The organism is Bulleidia sp. zg-1013 (genome assembly GCF_019798045.1).
In the GTDB taxonomy this organism is placed as follows: domain Bacteria; phylum Bacillota_I; class Bacilli_A; order Erysipelotrichales; family Erysipelotrichaceae; genus Bulleidia.
This window is the reverse complement of the sequence record NZ_JAGXEX010000011.1, coordinates 1-16,955: the sequence shown is the minus strand read 5'-3', so window position 1 is coordinate 16,955 and position 16,955 is coordinate 1. Positions and strand designations below refer to the sequence as shown.

The window sequence follows — 16,955 nt, the reverse complement described above, 5'->3', positions numbered from 1 at the left end:
AAATAATAACCTCGCATGGCAAGGTTCATTCATAAGCTCATAAATGATACTCCATTTTCTTTTATGATGTCAATCAAAATTAATTAAATTTACTGGTATTTTTTCATCCAGGCCAACGAATGGATAAGCATATAGAAAGGTCTTTATTCAAGACCTTTCTACCATTACTGAATAACCGCCGTTTCCAAATTCACTTTTGTTTCTTTATCAAACAAATGAATCACTTGATTACTAAAGCCGAAATGCACCATATGACCAATCTTTAAATCACGAGCCTCACTCGCATTCATCGTTGGAATAATCACAATCATTTCATTCCCTTCAAAATTAGCGTGTAAATTGATAGAGCTGCCCATCATTTCACTAACCTCAATGGTCGCTTGTAAAGCTGATTCATCCTTCACTAATTGAATATTCTCCGGTCTTACCCCAACAATCACTTCCTTTTCAGTTACTTTATTCGCTGCTAAGTTGGCTTGTTTTTGTTCGGATAACACAATTTCTTTATTTCCAACCACAACACTATATTGTCCTTGATCATTCACTTTCAAATGACCATCAAAATAGTTCATTTGAGGCACCCCAATAAATCCGGCCACAAATAAATTTGCAGGTGATTCATACACTTCTTGAGGCGTACCGATTTGTTGGATAACGCCATCTTTCATGATAACAATACGATCACCTAAGGTCATCGCTTCTGTTTGGTCGTGGGTAACATAAACGAAAGTGGTGTTGATTCTTTGTCTTAATTTAATCAATTCCGCACGCATTTGATTACGCAATTTCGCATCTAAGTTCGATAAAGGCTCATCCATCAATAAAGCCTTTGGCTCACGCACAATGGCACGACCAATCGCCACACGCTGACGCTGACCACCCGATAATGCCTTCGGCTTACGATTTAAATATTCACTAATCCCTAAAATTTCCGCCGCTTCCTCTACACGACGATTAATTTCCTCTTTAGCAACGCCTTGCATCTTTAATGGAAAACCAATATTTTGACGAACCGTCATATGAGGATATAACGCATAGTTTTGGAACACCATCGCAATATCTCTTTCCTTAGGAGCCAAATCATTCACAACCTTACCATCAATTTCCAATTGTCCCTTTGAAATTTCTTCCAAACCTGCAATCATACGCAATGTTGTGGATTTACCACAGCCCGACGGACCAACTAAAACAATAAATTCTTTATCAGCAATCTCTAAGTTAAAATCCTGAACAGCTAACACGCCTTCTTCTGTAACTTTAAGATTGTGAGTTTTCTTCTTATCTTGATTCGGATAAATCTTAACAATATTTTTCAATGTAACTGTTGACATATATTTATTTCCTTTCACTGTTCGGGGTAATAGCGTCTATAAATCTCAGACAATTTACCCAATTTAATTGCTAAATCTAATCTAAAATCTTCTTTATGACATCTATACACCCAATTATTACCAAGAGTAGATGGCACATTCATACGAGCCTTATTATCTAGGCCCAATAAATCTTGGAACTGTGTGATTGCTAAATTTGCTACACTAGCGTATTGTGCACGAATTATACCCCAATGAAAGCCTTCTTCCTTTGTTAAATGGAAATAATCTTTTGCTCGCTGAACGTCTTGTTTATTCGCTGTTTTAATCCAACCTTGGATGGTATCGTTGTCATGAGTACCCGCATAAACCACACAATTATGCGTATAGGTGTGCGGCAAATACACCGAATCCGTCCCTCTGGAATCAAATGCAAACTGCAATACCTTCATTCCCGGATATCCTGTTTGACTTAATAATTCTCGAACATCATCACTTAAGAAACCAAGGTCTTCCGCAATGATACTAACATCCCCTAATTTCTCTTTGATGGTTTTAAATAAATCATAACCGGGGCCTTTACACCAACGACCGTTCACCGCTGTTGTATCGCCAAATGGAATGGCATAATAAGAAGAAAAACCTCGGAAATGATCAATGCGTAAAACATCATAAAAGCGTAATTGATGTTTCACTCTTAGAACCCACCAGTCATACTTATTCTTTTTCAGATATTCCCAATCGAATAAAGGATTGCCCCACACTTGTCCATCTGCAGAAAAACCATCCGGCGGACAACCTGCCACCTCAGTTGGCACATACTCTTTATTTAGCTGAAACAACTTAGGGTTGCACCAGACATCAGCACTATCTTCCGATACATAGATTGGCAAATCCCCAATCATATCGATGCCATGCTCCTTAGCATACGCTTTCAGTTGATGCCATTGTTTATAAAATAAATATTGAATCTTTTTCCAAAACAATACTTCATCCTTCAATTCCATGCGTAAGGATTGCAAAGCTTCCTCTTCTCGTATCCGAATACTCTTTGGCCATTCTTGTAAAGCAATACCACCTAAAGATTCCTTCGTCGCCATGTATAAGGCATAATCCTCTAACCAGTAGGACTCATCCACCACAAATTGATTGAATTCATCCCACTTCTTTTGCGTGATGCGATTACAGGCTTTTCTTAAGACTTGAAAACGATTCTTATAAATAGCTCCGTAATCAATTTTATGTTTATTTTTCCCCCAATGGATGGAAGTATATTCTTCCTTCTTTAATAATCCATCTTTTCTTAAATCGTCTAAATCAATGAAATAGGGATTACCCGCAAAGGTAGAAAACGATTGATAAGGAGAATCTCCATAGCCTGTTGGACCAATTGGTAAAATTTGCCAATAAGTCTGCTTTGCTTTTTTTAAAAACTTAATGAATTTACGGGCTTGTTCCCCCATTGTCCCAATACCATATTCTGATGGTAAAGAAGCAATCGGCAACAACACTCCTGCACTTCGTTTCATATTCCATCTCCTATTTATTTATAACTTTTTGATACTTGCACCTTTTATCAATTGATAAGGTATTTCTTCATGAACTCCATGCCCGTGATAAGCGATTCTTAACAACAAATCATCCACCCCTCGCTTCGCCAATTCTTGCGTATCTTGGTGAATGGTTGAAAGTCTTGGATAGATAAAGTGTCCCAATCCGATTCCATCAAATCCAATAATCGAAATATCTTCCGGAACCTTTTTGCCACTATCTCGAATCGCCGCCATCGCTCCTACGGCAATGGTATCGGAAACCGCAAAGATAGCCGAAATATCGGGATGTCTTTTTAGCAAGGCTACCGTTCCGGCATAACCACCTTCCATCGAAAAGCGACTATCCTCATAATAATCTGTATGAAAGCTCACATGATGATTTTGTAAAACTTCCATACAACTACTCACACGCAATTGTGTAATTTGAGAATTCTCTGTCCCTCCGACAATACCGATTTTTTGATGATGATTCTCTAATAAATATTGAATTGCACTAGCCGCCCCACCAGCATCATTGGTCGTAAAGCTGGACAAATGATCAAAGGGCAATCCACTAGCATCGCAAGTCAATAGGACACACGGAACCGAGATTTTTTTAAAGTTTCCTTTGAAATTATCTAAATTTCCACCCAAGAAAATAAATCCCTTCGGCTTTTTTTCAATCAACATCTGATATGCCGTCAAGACTTCATCTTGATTTTCATCAATGAATATCACTGAAGCTTCTTCTCTTTTTTTTGAAAGATTTCCTTGTACTTGTTCCAACAAATCCGCAAACAACATATTCCCATATCCTTTGACAATAATGACGATATTGGAACTGACAGTTTTCTTTAACTGTTTCGCATTAACATTCGGCTGATAATGATTATCTCGAATAATCTTTTCAATCTTTTCTTTGGTTTCTTTTCTCACATCCGGACGATTATTTAATACACGAGAGACCGTCCCCGTACTAAACCCCGATAATTTTGCAATATCCTTGATTGTTAATGCCTTGCTCATGGTTTATTGTTATCCTTTCACTGCCCCTGCCGCAACGCCTTTTATAATATACTTTTGGCAACTCAAATAAAATATAATCACAGGTACAACCGCCATAATCAAGGACGCCATGATAGCTCCCATATCCACACGACCATAGCTGCCCTTCATGTATTGAATGACAATTGAGATTGTCTTATATTTCTTCACATCTAACACTAAATATGGCAATAAGAAATCATTCCAAATCCACATGGTTTCCAAAATGCCAACCGAAATATAAGTCGGCTTCATAATTGGAAGAACAACCAAGAAGAAAGTTTGTACCGGGGAACAACCATCAATCATAGCCGCCTCTTCAATTTCAATTGGAATTGACTTAACAAATCCACAAAACATGAAGACCGCCAATCCGGCCCCAAAGCCTAAATAAATAATCACAATTCCCCAAGGCGTCACTAAGCCAAGACGGTTAGCTACCAAACTCAAAGTAAACATAACCATTTGGAAAGGAACCACCATTGAGAACACACATAATAGATAAATCAATTTTGTGATTTTATTCTTCACACGGGTCACATACCATGCACACATAGATGTACAAATTAAAATCAACACAACACTAATTACTGTGATAAACACCGTCCAACCAACAGCTTCTAAGAAACCATATTTTTTCATTGCCATGATGTAGTTGGACAAGCCCGTAAACGTTTCCGCATTAGGAAGTTTAAAAGGTTCATCACTAATCCAAATTTTGTTTTTAAATGAATTGATTAAGACAACTACGATAGGTAAAATCCAACTAATAGATAAAACCGATAAAATAGCACTTAATCCAACATGATTTTTCTTTTCCTTAACCATCTTACTGTTGAACCTCTCTTTCCCTAGTGGAACGCAATTGTATTAAACCGATGCCCACAACAATAATGAAGAAGATAACCGCCTTTGCTTGACCAACGCCTTCCCAACCAACACGACCATAGAAGGTATTATAAATATTCAATGCCATCATTTCTGACATCTTAGCCGGTTCCCCGGCTGTTAAAGCCAAGTTTTGATCGAAAAGCTTAAATCCGTTAGTGACCGATAAGAAGGTACAAATCGTGATAGAAGGCATCATCATCGGCAATGTTACCTGGGTTAATTTATTCCAAGCACTCGCACCATCGATTTCAACAGCTTCCATAACTTCTTGAGGAATGGACTGTAAGCCGGCAATATAAATAATCATCATGTATCCAATTTGTTGCCAACAAACCAAGATAACCAATCCCACAAAACCAACTCCGGCATCTAAATTCAAAGCGGTATTCCATTGCGATAAAATACCCGAGAAAATCAATTGCCAAATATAACCAAGAACAATTCCGCCAATTAAGTTAGGCATAAAGAATATGGTACGGAATATATTTGTTCCTCTTAGCTTCTTTGTTAATGCCGCCGCTAATGCAAAAGCCGCCACATTAATCACAATGACCGTCACCAAGGCGAAGGCCGCCGTGTAGAAAAAAGAGTGTTGAAAGACTGTGTCCGATAGAGCCTTTATATAATTGGCTAAACCCACAAATTGACTATCCGTAACCGTTCTAAACTCACAAAAGGATAAATATATCCCCAGTAAGAAAGGAATCACAAATCCAATCGCAAAAGCCCCCATTGTCGGAATCAGGAATAAAGCCCAATATTTTTTTATGTTTTTTCCCATATCTCACCTCTAAAAATAGATTGGCAACAAGTATTAAAACTTACCTGCTGCCAAATACCGATACATTTTATACTTATTTTTTTGCTTTTGTAGCTTTTACTTCAGCAACCCAACCTTCTACGAAAGCTTTCTTCACTGCTTCCCAGTTCGCATCCGTCTGTTTTGCCGCATAAGTTGTTAAAGCCGATCCAACACCATTCTTCCATGTTTCAGAAGGCATGGTTGTAAAGTTCCATGAAACAGGAGTGAATCCTTTTTCAACATATTCATTTGCAATGGTTACTAAACGGTTCTTAGACTTCAAGTTCTTCTTAAATGGTGTTACAAGTCCCATACCGGCTTCACCGCTAGGCATAGCTCCTTCAGCACCGCATAAAGCTTTGATTCCGGTTTCCGATGTCACACACCAATTCATGAAATCCAATGTTGCCTGAATATCCTCTTGTTTTGCTTTCTTATTCACGCTCCAGTAGTTTTCTGTACCTGTACATAAGCCTTGTTTTTCTTCGCCTTGTGCACCAATATAAATTGGCAACATGCCTAAGTTGTCATCACCTACAGCTGTGATATCGTTATAAGCCCATGTACCATTTTGATAGAAAACAGCGGCACCCTTCACAAATTCAGCCACAGCGTCATCACCCTTTTTAACAGATAATTGAGTAGGAGCAACCGTCGAATTATTGATGTATAAGTCCCAAATATTCTTATAATTTGCTAAATAAGTTCCCTTAATCGCATCTGTTGTGCTAATACCATCTGCTAAGTATTCATAGTAAATAGGTAAGTTTGCCAAATGGGTCTTAAAACGCCAGTCAGAAGAACCTTCCATACCGGAAGAAGTGAAAGCGGCGAATCCCAAAGATTTCTTACGTGCTGTAATATCTTCAACCACTTTCTTCAAGTCGGCGAAAGACTTAATGTCTTCTTGCTTATAACCGGCTTTGGCTAATAATTTCTTGTTGTAAATCAAACCATACGTTTCTACTGTATAAGCAACACCGGCAATTGCCTTTCCATCTTTCAATGTGAAATCATTAGAAGACAATTCTCCAACAATCTTCGAACCCGATAAATCGTAGCAATAATCTTTCCAACCGGCTAATCCGACAGGACCATTTACTTGGAATAAGGTTGGCGCATCTGTCTTAGCCATTTCTGCTTTTAAAGTTGGCTCGTATTGACCGGAAGCCGCTGTCAATACAGTCACAGGAACACCCGTTTCCTTTGTGTACAATTTAGCTAACTCTTGCCATTGTGCATCTGCCTCCGGCTTGAAGTTCAAATAATACACTTTCCCTTTTGGTTTCTTGTTTGCTGTGGGAGCTTTTCCACATCCCACTAACATTGTGGCGGCCATCAACGATGCCATGCCTAGTTTGAATAAGCGTTTCATATTTTTCCTCCCGCTTTATGATTCATTTCGTAACCGTTCCCGTTAACGATTGCGATACACTTATATCTTAATGAAAACGCTACCATTAGTCAAATCTTTTTTTGATTTTTTTTCTTGACCCGTTTCTCTTGTTTTCTTGATGGTTTTTTACGTGAATTTTATTACATGGACTTTACTTGTTTGAGCATTTCTGGATAAAATAGGCAATGGAATACCTATTCCACAGCCAAAAGTAAGTACACGTAAAGATATCCCGTAGACGATAACTCGTTTGTCTTTCTACTCTATTTCGGCTTTTGTACTGTCCATTGGAAGAACTTCCATGTTGTAGTTGTTTTTCAATTTATTTTCAAAGGAGTAAATATGGAACTGGAAATACATTTAAATTCCCTCTTACCCACATCCATTCAAGAGGCATCTGATACAGAGTTATTTCAAGCCATTGCCGGCTTGGTTCAACAAAAGAAAAAAGAATTATCCACCATCCAAGATGGCAAAAAGCTTTATTACATTAGCGCTGAATTCTTAATCGGCAAGCAATTGGGTAAAAATTTAATTAATCTTGGTTTATACGATGAATTAAATCAATTACTTTCTAAATACAATAAAAATCTTAAGCAGATTGAACAGATTGAAAAAGAACCTTCTCTTGGAAACGGGGGATTAGGTCGTCTTGCGGCCTGCTTCTTAGACTCCATCGCCACCTTAAATCTACAAGGAGATGGTGTCGGTTTAAACTATCATTTGGGTTTATTCCGCCAAGAATTTAAAAATCGAAAACAAGTTGAAGTGCCCGATGAGTGGCAAAAAAACAACACTATTTTAAACCCGACGAATGTTCACTTTTCGATTGAACTTGCCGGAAAAACATACACCTCCACCATGTACGATATCGATATCATTGGTTACCACGGTCAAAAGAACCAATTGCACTTATTTGACCTGGATACCATTGACGAATCGATTGTTCATGATGGCATTGAATTCGATAAAACAGATATTTCCAAGAATTTAACTTTATTTTTATACCCCGACGATCGCTATCGTGAGGGTCAATTATTGCGTATCTACCAGCAATACTTCATGGTCAGTAACGCCGCTCAACTCATTATTCAAGAAGAGAAATCGAAAGGGCATCATTTAAAGGACTTGGACAAACACGTTTCCGTTCAAATCAATGATACCCATCCTTCTATGATTATCCCTGAATTGATTCGATTACTCACTCAAGAAGGAATTGATTTTGAAGAAGCGGTGACTATTGTCAGCAACAGTTGTGCCTATACAAATCATACGATTTTAGCAGAAGCGTTAGAGAAATGGTCTTTGGATTACTTACAAGAAGTGGTACCACAATTGGTTCCCATCATCCATCGCCTACACCAAAGTGTCCAAGTTCGCTTCCAAAACAATCCGGAGCTAGCTATTATCGATGAATACAATCGTGTTCACATGGCTCGTATCGATATGCACTACAGCGCCTCCATCAATGGTGTTGCCGCTTTACATACAGAAATTCTTAAAAACCAAGAATTAAAGGCTTTTTACTCCATTTATCCGCATAAATTCAACAACAAAACCAATGGAATTACCTTCCGTCGTTGGATTATGCATTGTAACCCTGAATTGGTTCGTTTCATCGATGACTTAATTGGTGACACATGGCACAAGGATGCTCAACAGCTTGAACGATTACTACCATTCATTCATGACGAAAAGGTCTTACAACAATTAGAGGATATCAAATACCACAATAAAGTATCCCTAGCTCAATTCGTCAAAGAAAACGAAGGAATTGATGTAGATCCAAGCTCTATTTTCGATGTACAAGTGAAGCGATTACACGAATACAAGCGTCAACAGCTCAATGCTTTATGGGTTATTCACCAATACTTGCAAATTAAAGCCGGTCATATTCCATCCAGACCAATTACAGTTATTTTTGGTGCCAAAGCCGCCCCTGCCTACGATATGGCAAAGAACATTATTCACTTACTCCTTTGTCTACAAGATTTGATTCGTCACGATTCTGAGGTTTGTCCACATCTAAAAGTGGTGGTGTTAACGAATTATAACATTGCTAAATCCGAAATCGTGGTTCCTGCTTGTGATATTTCCGAACAAATTTCACTTGCTTCCAAGGAAGCTTCCGGTACTGGAAACATGAAATTTATGTTAAATGGTGCCATTACCTTAGGTACCAACGATGGTGCCAATGTGGAAATTGGGGAATTAGTTGGAGGTAATCATATTTATACCTTTGGGAAATCTTCCGATGAGGTGATTCAGCTATATGAAACAAGTGCTTATCACGCTATCGACTACTATCAAAACAACGAAATGATTCGTCAGTGCGTAAACTTTATCACCTCTAAAGAACTATTGGATTTAGGGGATGAGGAAATGTTATCCTCCCTAAAGAATAACTTAATTCACCACGATTGGTTCATGACTCTTTTAGATGTAGAATCCTACTTCACTGTTAAGACAGACTTATTAGCTTGCTATGAAAATCGCATGGAATGGCTAAAAAAATCCCTCATAAACATTGCTAAAGCCGGTTTCTTCTCCAGCGATCGAACCATTGCAGAATACAATCACGATATTTGGCATTTGAAATAGTATTTTGCCTTATAACAAGAAAAAGGAAGTGTTTCATCAGAACACTTCCTTTGGCAATTTGAAATTTTGTAGGGTCTAGTTGTATAAAACTAAAAACTCCTTTTTAGAATGAGATTGAATCTTATTCTGAAAGGAGGTTTTTTATTTATGATTAACGATTCAATCAGTTCTATCATCGCTCTTAAAGATGATGAAGTAGAATACTGTAAAGAGGTAATATCTAAAAAGAATAATAAAGATGTACACACCTTCTATGTACGCTTAGTAAACCACGGAGGTAGATGCCCTTATGATACTAAGTTTAGATAACGGGTATACATCCTACTCACCGGATAAACTAACTAACAAGGTTAAGAAATCAAGTAATCACATAAAAAGGAAATGATAAATCACTCCATCATTTCCTTAACTTTAGGTAAAACCCTACGTTTTTTCAAAGGGTTTTCCTACAAAATTTCAAAGGTTTTTCTAATCAATCCTACGAAATTCCAAATCACCGATTCTTGGTCTATCTTTTGGGCTTCACTTCAAAGTCTTTATTGCTGTTGTCTTTTTCTAATACCCAACAGAACAAGTAAACTTCCTGAAACAAACATCAACCAAGCGTATAGGAACAGATTGGTTCTATCTTCTGTTTTTGGTACGGTTTTATTTGGTGGTGTTGGCGGCGTAGGTGGCGTATCTTTGGTATTTGTAATCTCAAATCCATTCTTTGCGTCTCCTGTGATAGCTGTTGTATAGCCACTTACCTTTTCTTCCTCAATATCGTATTTTATTTCATGTCCATCATTTTTATCATACTTCTCAAGATTTTCAAACCTGTGTTTCCAGCCATTTCCATCATTTAGCTTTACACTGTCAATTCTAACACCGTCTTTTAATAGGTTAACTGTTATTTCATTCAGTTTTTTACCTACCCATACCTTTTTAATCGGAATCGATATTTCTTCTGTATTTGTATTTTTAATGACAAAGCCATTTTCCACATCTCCGCTTATTTCGGATTTGTAATTTGGCATTTGTTCTTCTCTAACCTCATACTTTATCGCTTTTCCGTCTTTGTACTTTTTAAGATTTGTAAATGTATGCTTCCAGTCGTTCGCTTCATTGAGCTCCACCGTTTGAATCTTTTCATTGTCAGCAAATAGAGAAACTCTTGCCGAGTTTTCTTTTTTACCTACCCATATCTTTTTAACAGGAACTGATATTTTTTCTATATTTGTATTCTTTATCACAAAGCCGGTTGTCGCATTCCCGGTTATTTCGGATTTGTAATTCGGCATCTGCTCTTCTCTAACCTCATACTTTATCACTTTTCCATCCTTGTACTTTTTGAGATTTGTAAATACGTGCAGCCAGTTGTTAGATTCATTGAGCTCTACCGTTTGAATTTTTACACCATCGGCAAATAGAGAAACTCTTGCTGAATTCTCTTTTTTACCTACCCATATCTTTTTAACGGGAATTAATATTTTTTCTGTATTTGTGTTTTTGATTGTGAAGCCATTTTCCACATCACCGCTTATTTCGGATTTATAATTCGGCATCTGCTCTTCTCTAACCTCATACTTTATCACTTTTCCGTCTTTGAACTTTCTGAGATTTGTAAATGTATGCTTCCAGTTGTTAGATTCATTGAGCTCTACCGTTTGAATTTTTACACCATCGGCAAATAGAGAAACTCTCGCTGAATTCTCCTTTTTATCCACCCACACTTTTTTAACGGATACATCAATTTTTATAGGCTTATTTGTAATTGTTTTGATAGCCCCTCCCGCAGGAGTGACTTTCATTTCAAACTCCTCATTTCCAAGCTCATATCCCCGTGGCGGTGTCTTTTCCTTTACCTTGTAAATTCCCTGTTCCAATACACCGGAAACCACAGTTCCATCAGCCCCTGTTTTCAATTCAAAGCTTGTTCCATCGGGCTTTTTAACTTCAAATACGGCATTTGCCAAGCCCTTTGCATTATTTTCCGCATCCACCTTTATGAGTTTTATCTTGCCGGCTAAATCTCCATCTCCATGACCTCCGCTTTCAGCGAGTATATGAGAAGCAGTTACTACCCAGTTCTTTTGCTCGCTGGTAAGCTTCAGCTTATTTTTTAGGATAGTACCCGGTGTATACGTCGATCTATATGTTAAACTATACTGATCACCGGTATCTCCAAGTTCCAAGCGAAATGTTTTCTTATCTGCAGAAAGTTTCAATTTAGAACTTATATCTACAATTTGAGCACTATTTTTATCGTAATCTCCATATTCACCAAATTGAACCTTTCTGAGAACGAAACTACCTTCTACAAAGGTTTCTCCCGTTCCCACAAGCGAATCCTCTATAATCGCATTTTTCAAATTTGCTTTTTTATGGTTTATTCTGGCATTCCATTCAGCCAAATTTGAATTCCCGATAACCTTTCCTCCCCACTTGCTTAAATGTTCATCTGTTATCTTCTTTCTTCCGTTTATCTTTGTATCCGTACTCTTTGTCTTAACTCCAACGGATATTTCAAAAACGTTTTTTTCATTCATTTTAACCTTTGATTGTGCAAATTGTGCGGCCAGATACATGGTTCCCTTTACATTGTATTTATTTTCCACATTTTCCGTAAAGGTTACTCTCACCGTACCTCCCTCATCATTTGGACCCGGATTTACCTGAGCCTTTGCTATTACAACGCCATCATCGTTTTTTATATCGAAATTCCTCGCTGTAACATCCGATGGGAATTTCATGGTATTCGGAAGTTTTACATTGAAATAATCCCCTTTATGAAGATTTGCTCCATGCTTAGATGCATCCCACTTCATCATTAAATAAAATGTATCGCTATGAAATATTTCATTTACTTTTTCTTTTTTCGTGTTTTGTATTTCAAAATCGGTAATCTCTACATCAACCTCTTTCTGCGTTCCTTCCGCAAAAACATTACCGGCTGGCATAAATACTTGAAACAACAATGCGAACATCATAGCCACAACCATAAATTTACTTCTTAATCTTGTTTTCAACTTTGTCATCCTCCTTTTTCTCTAAGATTTAAATTCTTCTAACACATATTCAGCTCGGAATCTGCTCGTATAAAAACCATATCTATCCCCTCCTAAATCTTGTGACCGCTCGGTTTGGAACGAAAGGTAGACTTTAAATGGCAAGAATGTTAGACTTTACGTACCATTTTGTGGTATATGTAATTAAGAAAGGTTTTTTGTGTGATTTACTACGGATTTAAAGACTTTCTATAGATGTGCAGTCGTTCTTTATTTATAGGTTTTTACCTGTAAATTAAGGTCTAGTATTCTTGACATCTACAGCTAAATCTTTTTGACAGTTGGATAACTTTACACATTGATTCTTACTTATAAACCCTGTATATGACAGTTTCTTTTTATTTTTCTCTTATATACCCTTTTTCTTTTAATCATTTTGTTATCAAGGTATGGTTGATTCCCATTTTTTCCCTGCCTTATACTGATTTCTTTATTTTTCTATGTCCATGATGAACCATCATCATTAAAATCCAAGCCGGCAAAAATATATGCAGAAGGAGCAATTCAAACTATAGCTCGAGACTATTTTCCTCCAAAAGAAAATCGAATAAACTTATACCGGCAATCCCATTATCATCCCTTTGTGGCTTTATAACATCTTTCACAATTATTATTTTTTTGAAAGAATCGTTGATATTAAGTAGTGATTTTTTCTCCTGTTGTACCTTTTCCGGTGTCAGTAAACTATATGCTGATTGAATGTAGTATTTATTACTTCCCTTATTTGCTATGAAATCTACTTCAAGACGCTTTTTTTCATAAAATCCTTTTTTATTTTTTTCTTTCTTTTCAACCATGCCTACATCCACTTGGAACCCCCTTGCTCTGAGTTCGTTATATATTATATTTTCCATCAAATGGGTTTCTTCCATCTGTCTAAATTCTAATTTTGCATTTCTTAATCCCACATCTTCAAAGTAGTATTTTAAAGGAGTACCAATGTATTTTCTTCCTTTAACATCATACCTGTTTGCCTCATGAATCAAAAAACTCTCTTCCAAATATACAATATAATTTTTTATGGTATTCATACTGATGTCTGATTTTAGTGAGCTTTTGAAAGTATCAGCAATTCTCGATGGATTTGATAGAGAACCTACCGCTGATGCCAAAACCTTAATTAAATCTTCCATTTCTTGAAGTTTTTCAATCTTATAGCGTTCCTTGATATCTTTCAGATATGTTTCTTCAAACAAGTTTTTGAGATACTTTATTTTTTGTTCATCAGTTTTCATTGTAGCAACCAGTGGCAATCCACCATACGTAACATACTCTGAAAATCCATGGTATTCGTCACCATCATAAATTTGCATAAATTCTTTAAATGTCAAAGGAAATACGTGGATTTCATCTCCTCTCCCACGAAACTGCGTAATAATGTCCTTTGATAAAAATTTGGAATTACTACCCGTAACATAAATATCTAAATTTTTAATAGGCAATAAAGAATTTAATACTTCCTCAAAATCCTCAAGCATTTGAACTTCGTCTAAAAAAATATAATATTGTTTATCATCAACGATAGCACTCTCTATATATTCAAGAATGATATCAGGATTTCTGTATTGCTTATTTTTTCTTTGGTCAAGCGACATCTCAATGATGTGTTTTTCATCAGTATTATGTTCTAATAGATAATTTTTAAATATATCAAATAACAAATATGATTTTCCACTTCGTCTTAATCCGGTGATTACCTTAATCAAGCCATTATGCATTCTACCAATCAAATCTTCTAAATACTTATTTCTTGAAATTTTCAAAGTCATGTACCTCCATTTAATATTAAAGGTCTTTTTCCCTTTAATTTTCATTATTGTACATTATCAGAACTAAAGAATCAACATTTTCAATGATATTTATAGGTCATTTTCCCCTTAATTTTTATTTTATACTCTTTTCTATAAAACAAAATAGATACCTCCGATAAATCCAAGAGAAGTGCCTATCTGCGTTTCTATCTATTCTATACAACATGGCTGATATATCTAAATAAGCCACAATCTCCTTCCTGCTATATCCATTTCCCCTTTCTTTAACGAAAGAAAAGAGAAAAGGCAACAGGAATTGGGCTGTTGTCTCCTGTTGCCTTTATCTACTTCTTTTAATGAACTTTTTATTATGCCTACTGCTTACACTCTTTTTCTTCTCATGTAAGTCACACCTAGTCCTGCACTCGAAGCCAGTAACATCATGAACAATAGGGCAATATTACTGCTATCTCCTGTTCTTGGTGAATGTGGATTCTTTGGTTCAGGATTATGAGGAGTCTTTGGCGTTGGATTCTTCACCGTATTGGTATCGTAATCATTTACTCCATCGTTGACTTTTGCTGTATTAGTAAGCGTTGCTCCATTCACATTCTTATTCACCTTGACTGTGAACTTAACAGTCCAGCTTTCACCATGAGCTAGCTTCTTTGTCCACTTAACCATTCCGTTTTCATACTTACCGTTGTTATCTGCTGATACGAAAATGGTATGCTTTGGTAGCTTATCGGTGATGGTTACATCACGTTCTTCTCCTGTTGTGTTCTTGTAGGTAACGGCGTAGGTTAGTTCCTGTCCAGGTTGAACTGCCTTACCGTCAATGTTAGTCGTCGTTCCACCTGTGAATACTTCTTTCTTTGGTGGGGTTGGTGTATGGTTTACTACTTCATTAGTCTCATACTCGTTTGTTCCATCATTGACCTTGGCTTTGTTTCTTAACTCTTCACCATTTACATCATCTACTACCTTTACCTTAAAGCTGACAGTCCAGCTTTCACCATTGGCTAGCTTCTTTGTCCACTTAACCATTCCGTTTTCATACTTACCGTCGTTATCAGCAGATACGAATTCAGTATGCTTTGGAAGCTTATCCGTAATGGTTACATCACGTTCTTCTCCTGTCGTGTTCTTGTAAGTAATAGCGTAAGTCAATTCCTGTCCAGGTTGGACTGCCTTACCGTCAATGTTGGTCGTTGTTCCTCCTGTAAAGACTTCTTTTTTAGGGTCAGTTGGTGTAGGGTTATGAGTTTCATTGGTGTCATAATCATTTGTTCCGTCATTGACCTTGGCTTTGTTGGTTAAAGGTGCTCCATTCACGTCCTTGTCCACTTTAACGGTGAACTTAACGGTAACGCTCTTGTCTTTAGCGACATCAGCTGTCCATGTGACCTTACCATTTGCGTATTGTCCACCATTTTCCGCAGATACGAAGCTTGTATGAGCAGGGATGGTATCAGTGATGGTTGCTTTGACATCTTTACCTGTGGTGTTCTTGTAAGTAATAGCGTAAGTAAGCTCATCTGATGGATTAACTTTCTTACCGTCAATGTTAGTCGTTGTTCCACCTGTGAATACTTCTTTCTTAGGTTCAGTTGGTGTATGGTTTACTACTTCATTAGTCTCATACTCATTTTCACCATCGTTTACCTTGGCTTTGTTATCGACAGGGGCTCCGTTAACGTCTTTGTCTACCTTGACCGTAAACTTAACCGTAACGCTCTTTCCTTTTTCTACATCAGCTGTCCATGTCACCTTACCATTTGCGTATTGTCCACCATTTTCCGCAGATACGAAGCTTGTATGAGCCGGGATGGTATCAGTGATGGTTGCTTTGACATCTTTACCTGTGGTGTTCTTGTAGCTAATAGCGTAGGTTAATTCCTGTCCGGGTTGAACTGTCTTACCGTCAATGTTAGTCGTCGTTCCACCTGTGAACACTTCTTTCTTAGGTTCAGTTGGTGTAGGGTTATGAGTTTCATTGGTGTCATACTCATTTTCACCATCGTTTACCTTGGCTTTGTTTCTTAACTCTTCGCCATTTACATCATCTACTACCTTTACCTTAAAGCTAACTGTCCAGCTTTCTCCATGAGCTAGCTTCTTTGTCCACTTAACCATTCCGTTTTCATACTGACCACCATTATCTGCTGATACGAACTCCGTATGGGCTGGAACTTTATCGCTGATAACAGCGTCGACTTCCTTACCCTTGGTATTCTTGTAGGTAATGGAGTAAGTCAATTCTTGTCCGGGGTTGACCTTCTTACCATCGATGTTGGTCGTTGTGCCACCTGTGAAGACTTCTTTCTTTGGTGGTACATGGGTATTGGTTAAGATAAAGCCATCTTTCGCGTTTCCTTGTAGGTTGCTGTCATAAAGTGGCATCTTTTCTTCTTCTACCGTGTACTTGATTTCATTTCCATTCTTGTATTTTTCAAGGTTGGTGAAGGTATGTTGCCAATGGTTAGCCTTATTCAGAGTAACACCGGCTACTTTCTGACCGTCTGCTAAAAGATGAACGGTTGCTGAAGTTCCTTCTTTACCGACCCATTTCTTGGTA

General features: G+C 37.3%; 11 protein-coding genes. 2 read left to right on the top strand and 9 right to left on the bottom strand.

Features of this window, described 5'->3' with window-relative positions; all coding sequences use genetic code 11:
* Positions 1–164: 164 nt before the first annotated feature.
* The 6 genes from K7I92_RS06740 to K7I92_RS06715 form a co-directional block, all read right to left on the bottom strand.
* Entirely contained in the window at positions 165–1,331 is a 1,167-nt protein-coding gene (locus K7I92_RS06740; RefSeq protein WP_220282537.1) for an ABC transporter ATP-binding protein, read from the bottom strand.
* A 14-nt stretch (positions 1,332–1,345) separates the two neighbouring features.
* Complete coding sequence (gene malQ / locus K7I92_RS06735; RefSeq protein ID WP_220282536.1) at positions 1,346–2,839, bottom strand: 4-alpha-glucanotransferase; 1,494 nt, start codon at positions 2,837–2,839, stop codon at positions 1,346–1,348.
* 18 nt (positions 2,840–2,857) lie between these two features.
* Positions 2,858–3,868, bottom strand: a complete 1,011-nt coding sequence (locus tag K7I92_RS06730) for a LacI family DNA-binding transcriptional regulator (protein ID WP_220282535.1) — start codon at positions 3,866–3,868, stop codon at positions 2,858–2,860.
* A 9-nt stretch (positions 3,869–3,877) separates the two neighbouring features.
* Complete coding sequence (locus K7I92_RS06725; protein ID WP_220282534.1) at positions 3,878–4,714, bottom strand: carbohydrate ABC transporter permease; 837 nt, start codon at positions 4,712–4,714, stop codon at positions 3,878–3,880.
* Position 4,715: 1 nt separating this feature from the next.
* Entirely contained in the window at positions 4,716–5,558 is an 843-nt protein-coding gene (locus K7I92_RS06720) for a carbohydrate ABC transporter permease (RefSeq protein ID WP_220282533.1), read from the bottom strand.
* A gap of 73 nt (positions 5,559–5,631) precedes the next feature.
* Entirely contained in the window at positions 5,632–6,954 is a 1,323-nt protein-coding gene (locus K7I92_RS06715; protein WP_220282532.1) for an ABC transporter substrate-binding protein, read from the bottom strand.
* Between the two features lie 363 nt (positions 6,955–7,317).
* Between K7I92_RS06715 and K7I92_RS06710 the strand changes: the two genes are divergently transcribed.
* On the top strand, positions 7,318–9,576 hold the full coding sequence (locus K7I92_RS06710; RefSeq protein ID WP_220282531.1) for a glycogen/starch/alpha-glucan phosphorylase: 2,259 nt from the start codon (positions 7,318–7,320) through the stop codon (positions 9,574–9,576).
* Positions 9,577–9,723: 147 nt separating this feature from the next.
* Complete coding sequence (locus K7I92_RS06705; RefSeq protein WP_203244948.1) at positions 9,724–9,885, top strand: hypothetical protein; 162 nt, start codon at positions 9,724–9,726, stop codon at positions 9,883–9,885.
* A gap of 227 nt (positions 9,886–10,112) precedes the next feature.
* Here the strand turns inward: K7I92_RS06705 and K7I92_RS06700 are convergent, their stop codons facing one another.
* From K7I92_RS06700 to K7I92_RS06690, 3 genes are all read right to left on the bottom strand, one after another.
* Positions 10,113–12,596 carry a Cna B-type domain-containing protein gene (locus K7I92_RS06700; protein ID WP_220282530.1) on the bottom strand — a complete coding sequence of 828 codons (2,484 nt, stop codon included), beginning with the start codon at positions 12,594–12,596 and terminating at the stop codon, positions 10,113–10,115.
* A gap of 539 nt (positions 12,597–13,135) precedes the next feature.
* The gene (locus K7I92_RS06695) at positions 13,136–14,395 is read right to left on the bottom strand and encodes an ATP-binding protein (protein WP_255594381.1); all 1,260 of its coding nucleotides are present in this window, start codon (positions 14,393–14,395) and stop codon (positions 13,136–13,138) included.
* A gap of 363 nt (positions 14,396–14,758) precedes the next feature.
* On the bottom strand, positions 14,759–16,955 hold a 2,197-nt coding region (locus tag K7I92_RS06690; protein ID WP_220282529.1), incomplete at its 5' end, for a Cna B-type domain-containing protein.

Excerpts from the sequence above, each read along its gene's own strand:
- malQ (WP_220282536.1), bottom strand. The coding sequence starts at position 2,839 with ATGAAACGAAGTGCAGGAGTGTTGTTGCCGATTGCTTCTTTACCATCA.
- K7I92_RS06730 (WP_220282535.1), bottom strand. The coding sequence starts at position 3,868 with ATGAGCAAGGCATTAACAATCAAGGATATTGCAAAATTATCGGGGTTT.
- K7I92_RS06740 (WP_220282537.1), bottom strand. The coding sequence starts at position 1,331 with ATGTCAACAGTTACATTGAAAAATATTGTTAAGATTTATCCGAATCAA.
- K7I92_RS06695 (WP_255594381.1), bottom strand. The coding sequence starts at position 14,395 with ATGACTTTGAAAATTTCAAGAAATAAGTATTTAGAAGATTTGATTGGT.
- K7I92_RS06700 (WP_220282530.1), bottom strand. The coding sequence starts at position 12,596 with ATGACAAAGTTGAAAACAAGATTAAGAAGTAAATTTATGGTTGTGGCT.
- K7I92_RS06705 (WP_203244948.1), top strand. The coding sequence starts at position 9,724 with ATGATTAACGATTCAATCAGTTCTATCATCGCTCTTAAAGATGATGAA.
- K7I92_RS06720 (WP_220282533.1), bottom strand. The coding sequence starts at position 5,558 with ATGGGAAAAAACATAAAAAAATATTGGGCTTTATTCCTGATTCCGACA.
- K7I92_RS06715 (WP_220282532.1), bottom strand. The coding sequence starts at position 6,954 with ATGAAACGCTTATTCAAACTAGGCATGGCATCGTTGATGGCCGCCACA.
- K7I92_RS06725 (WP_220282534.1), bottom strand. The coding sequence starts at position 4,714 with ATGGTTAAGGAAAAGAAAAATCATGTTGGATTAAGTGCTATTTTATCG.
- K7I92_RS06710 (WP_220282531.1), top strand. The coding sequence starts at position 7,318 with ATGGAACTGGAAATACATTTAAATTCCCTCTTACCCACATCCATTCAA.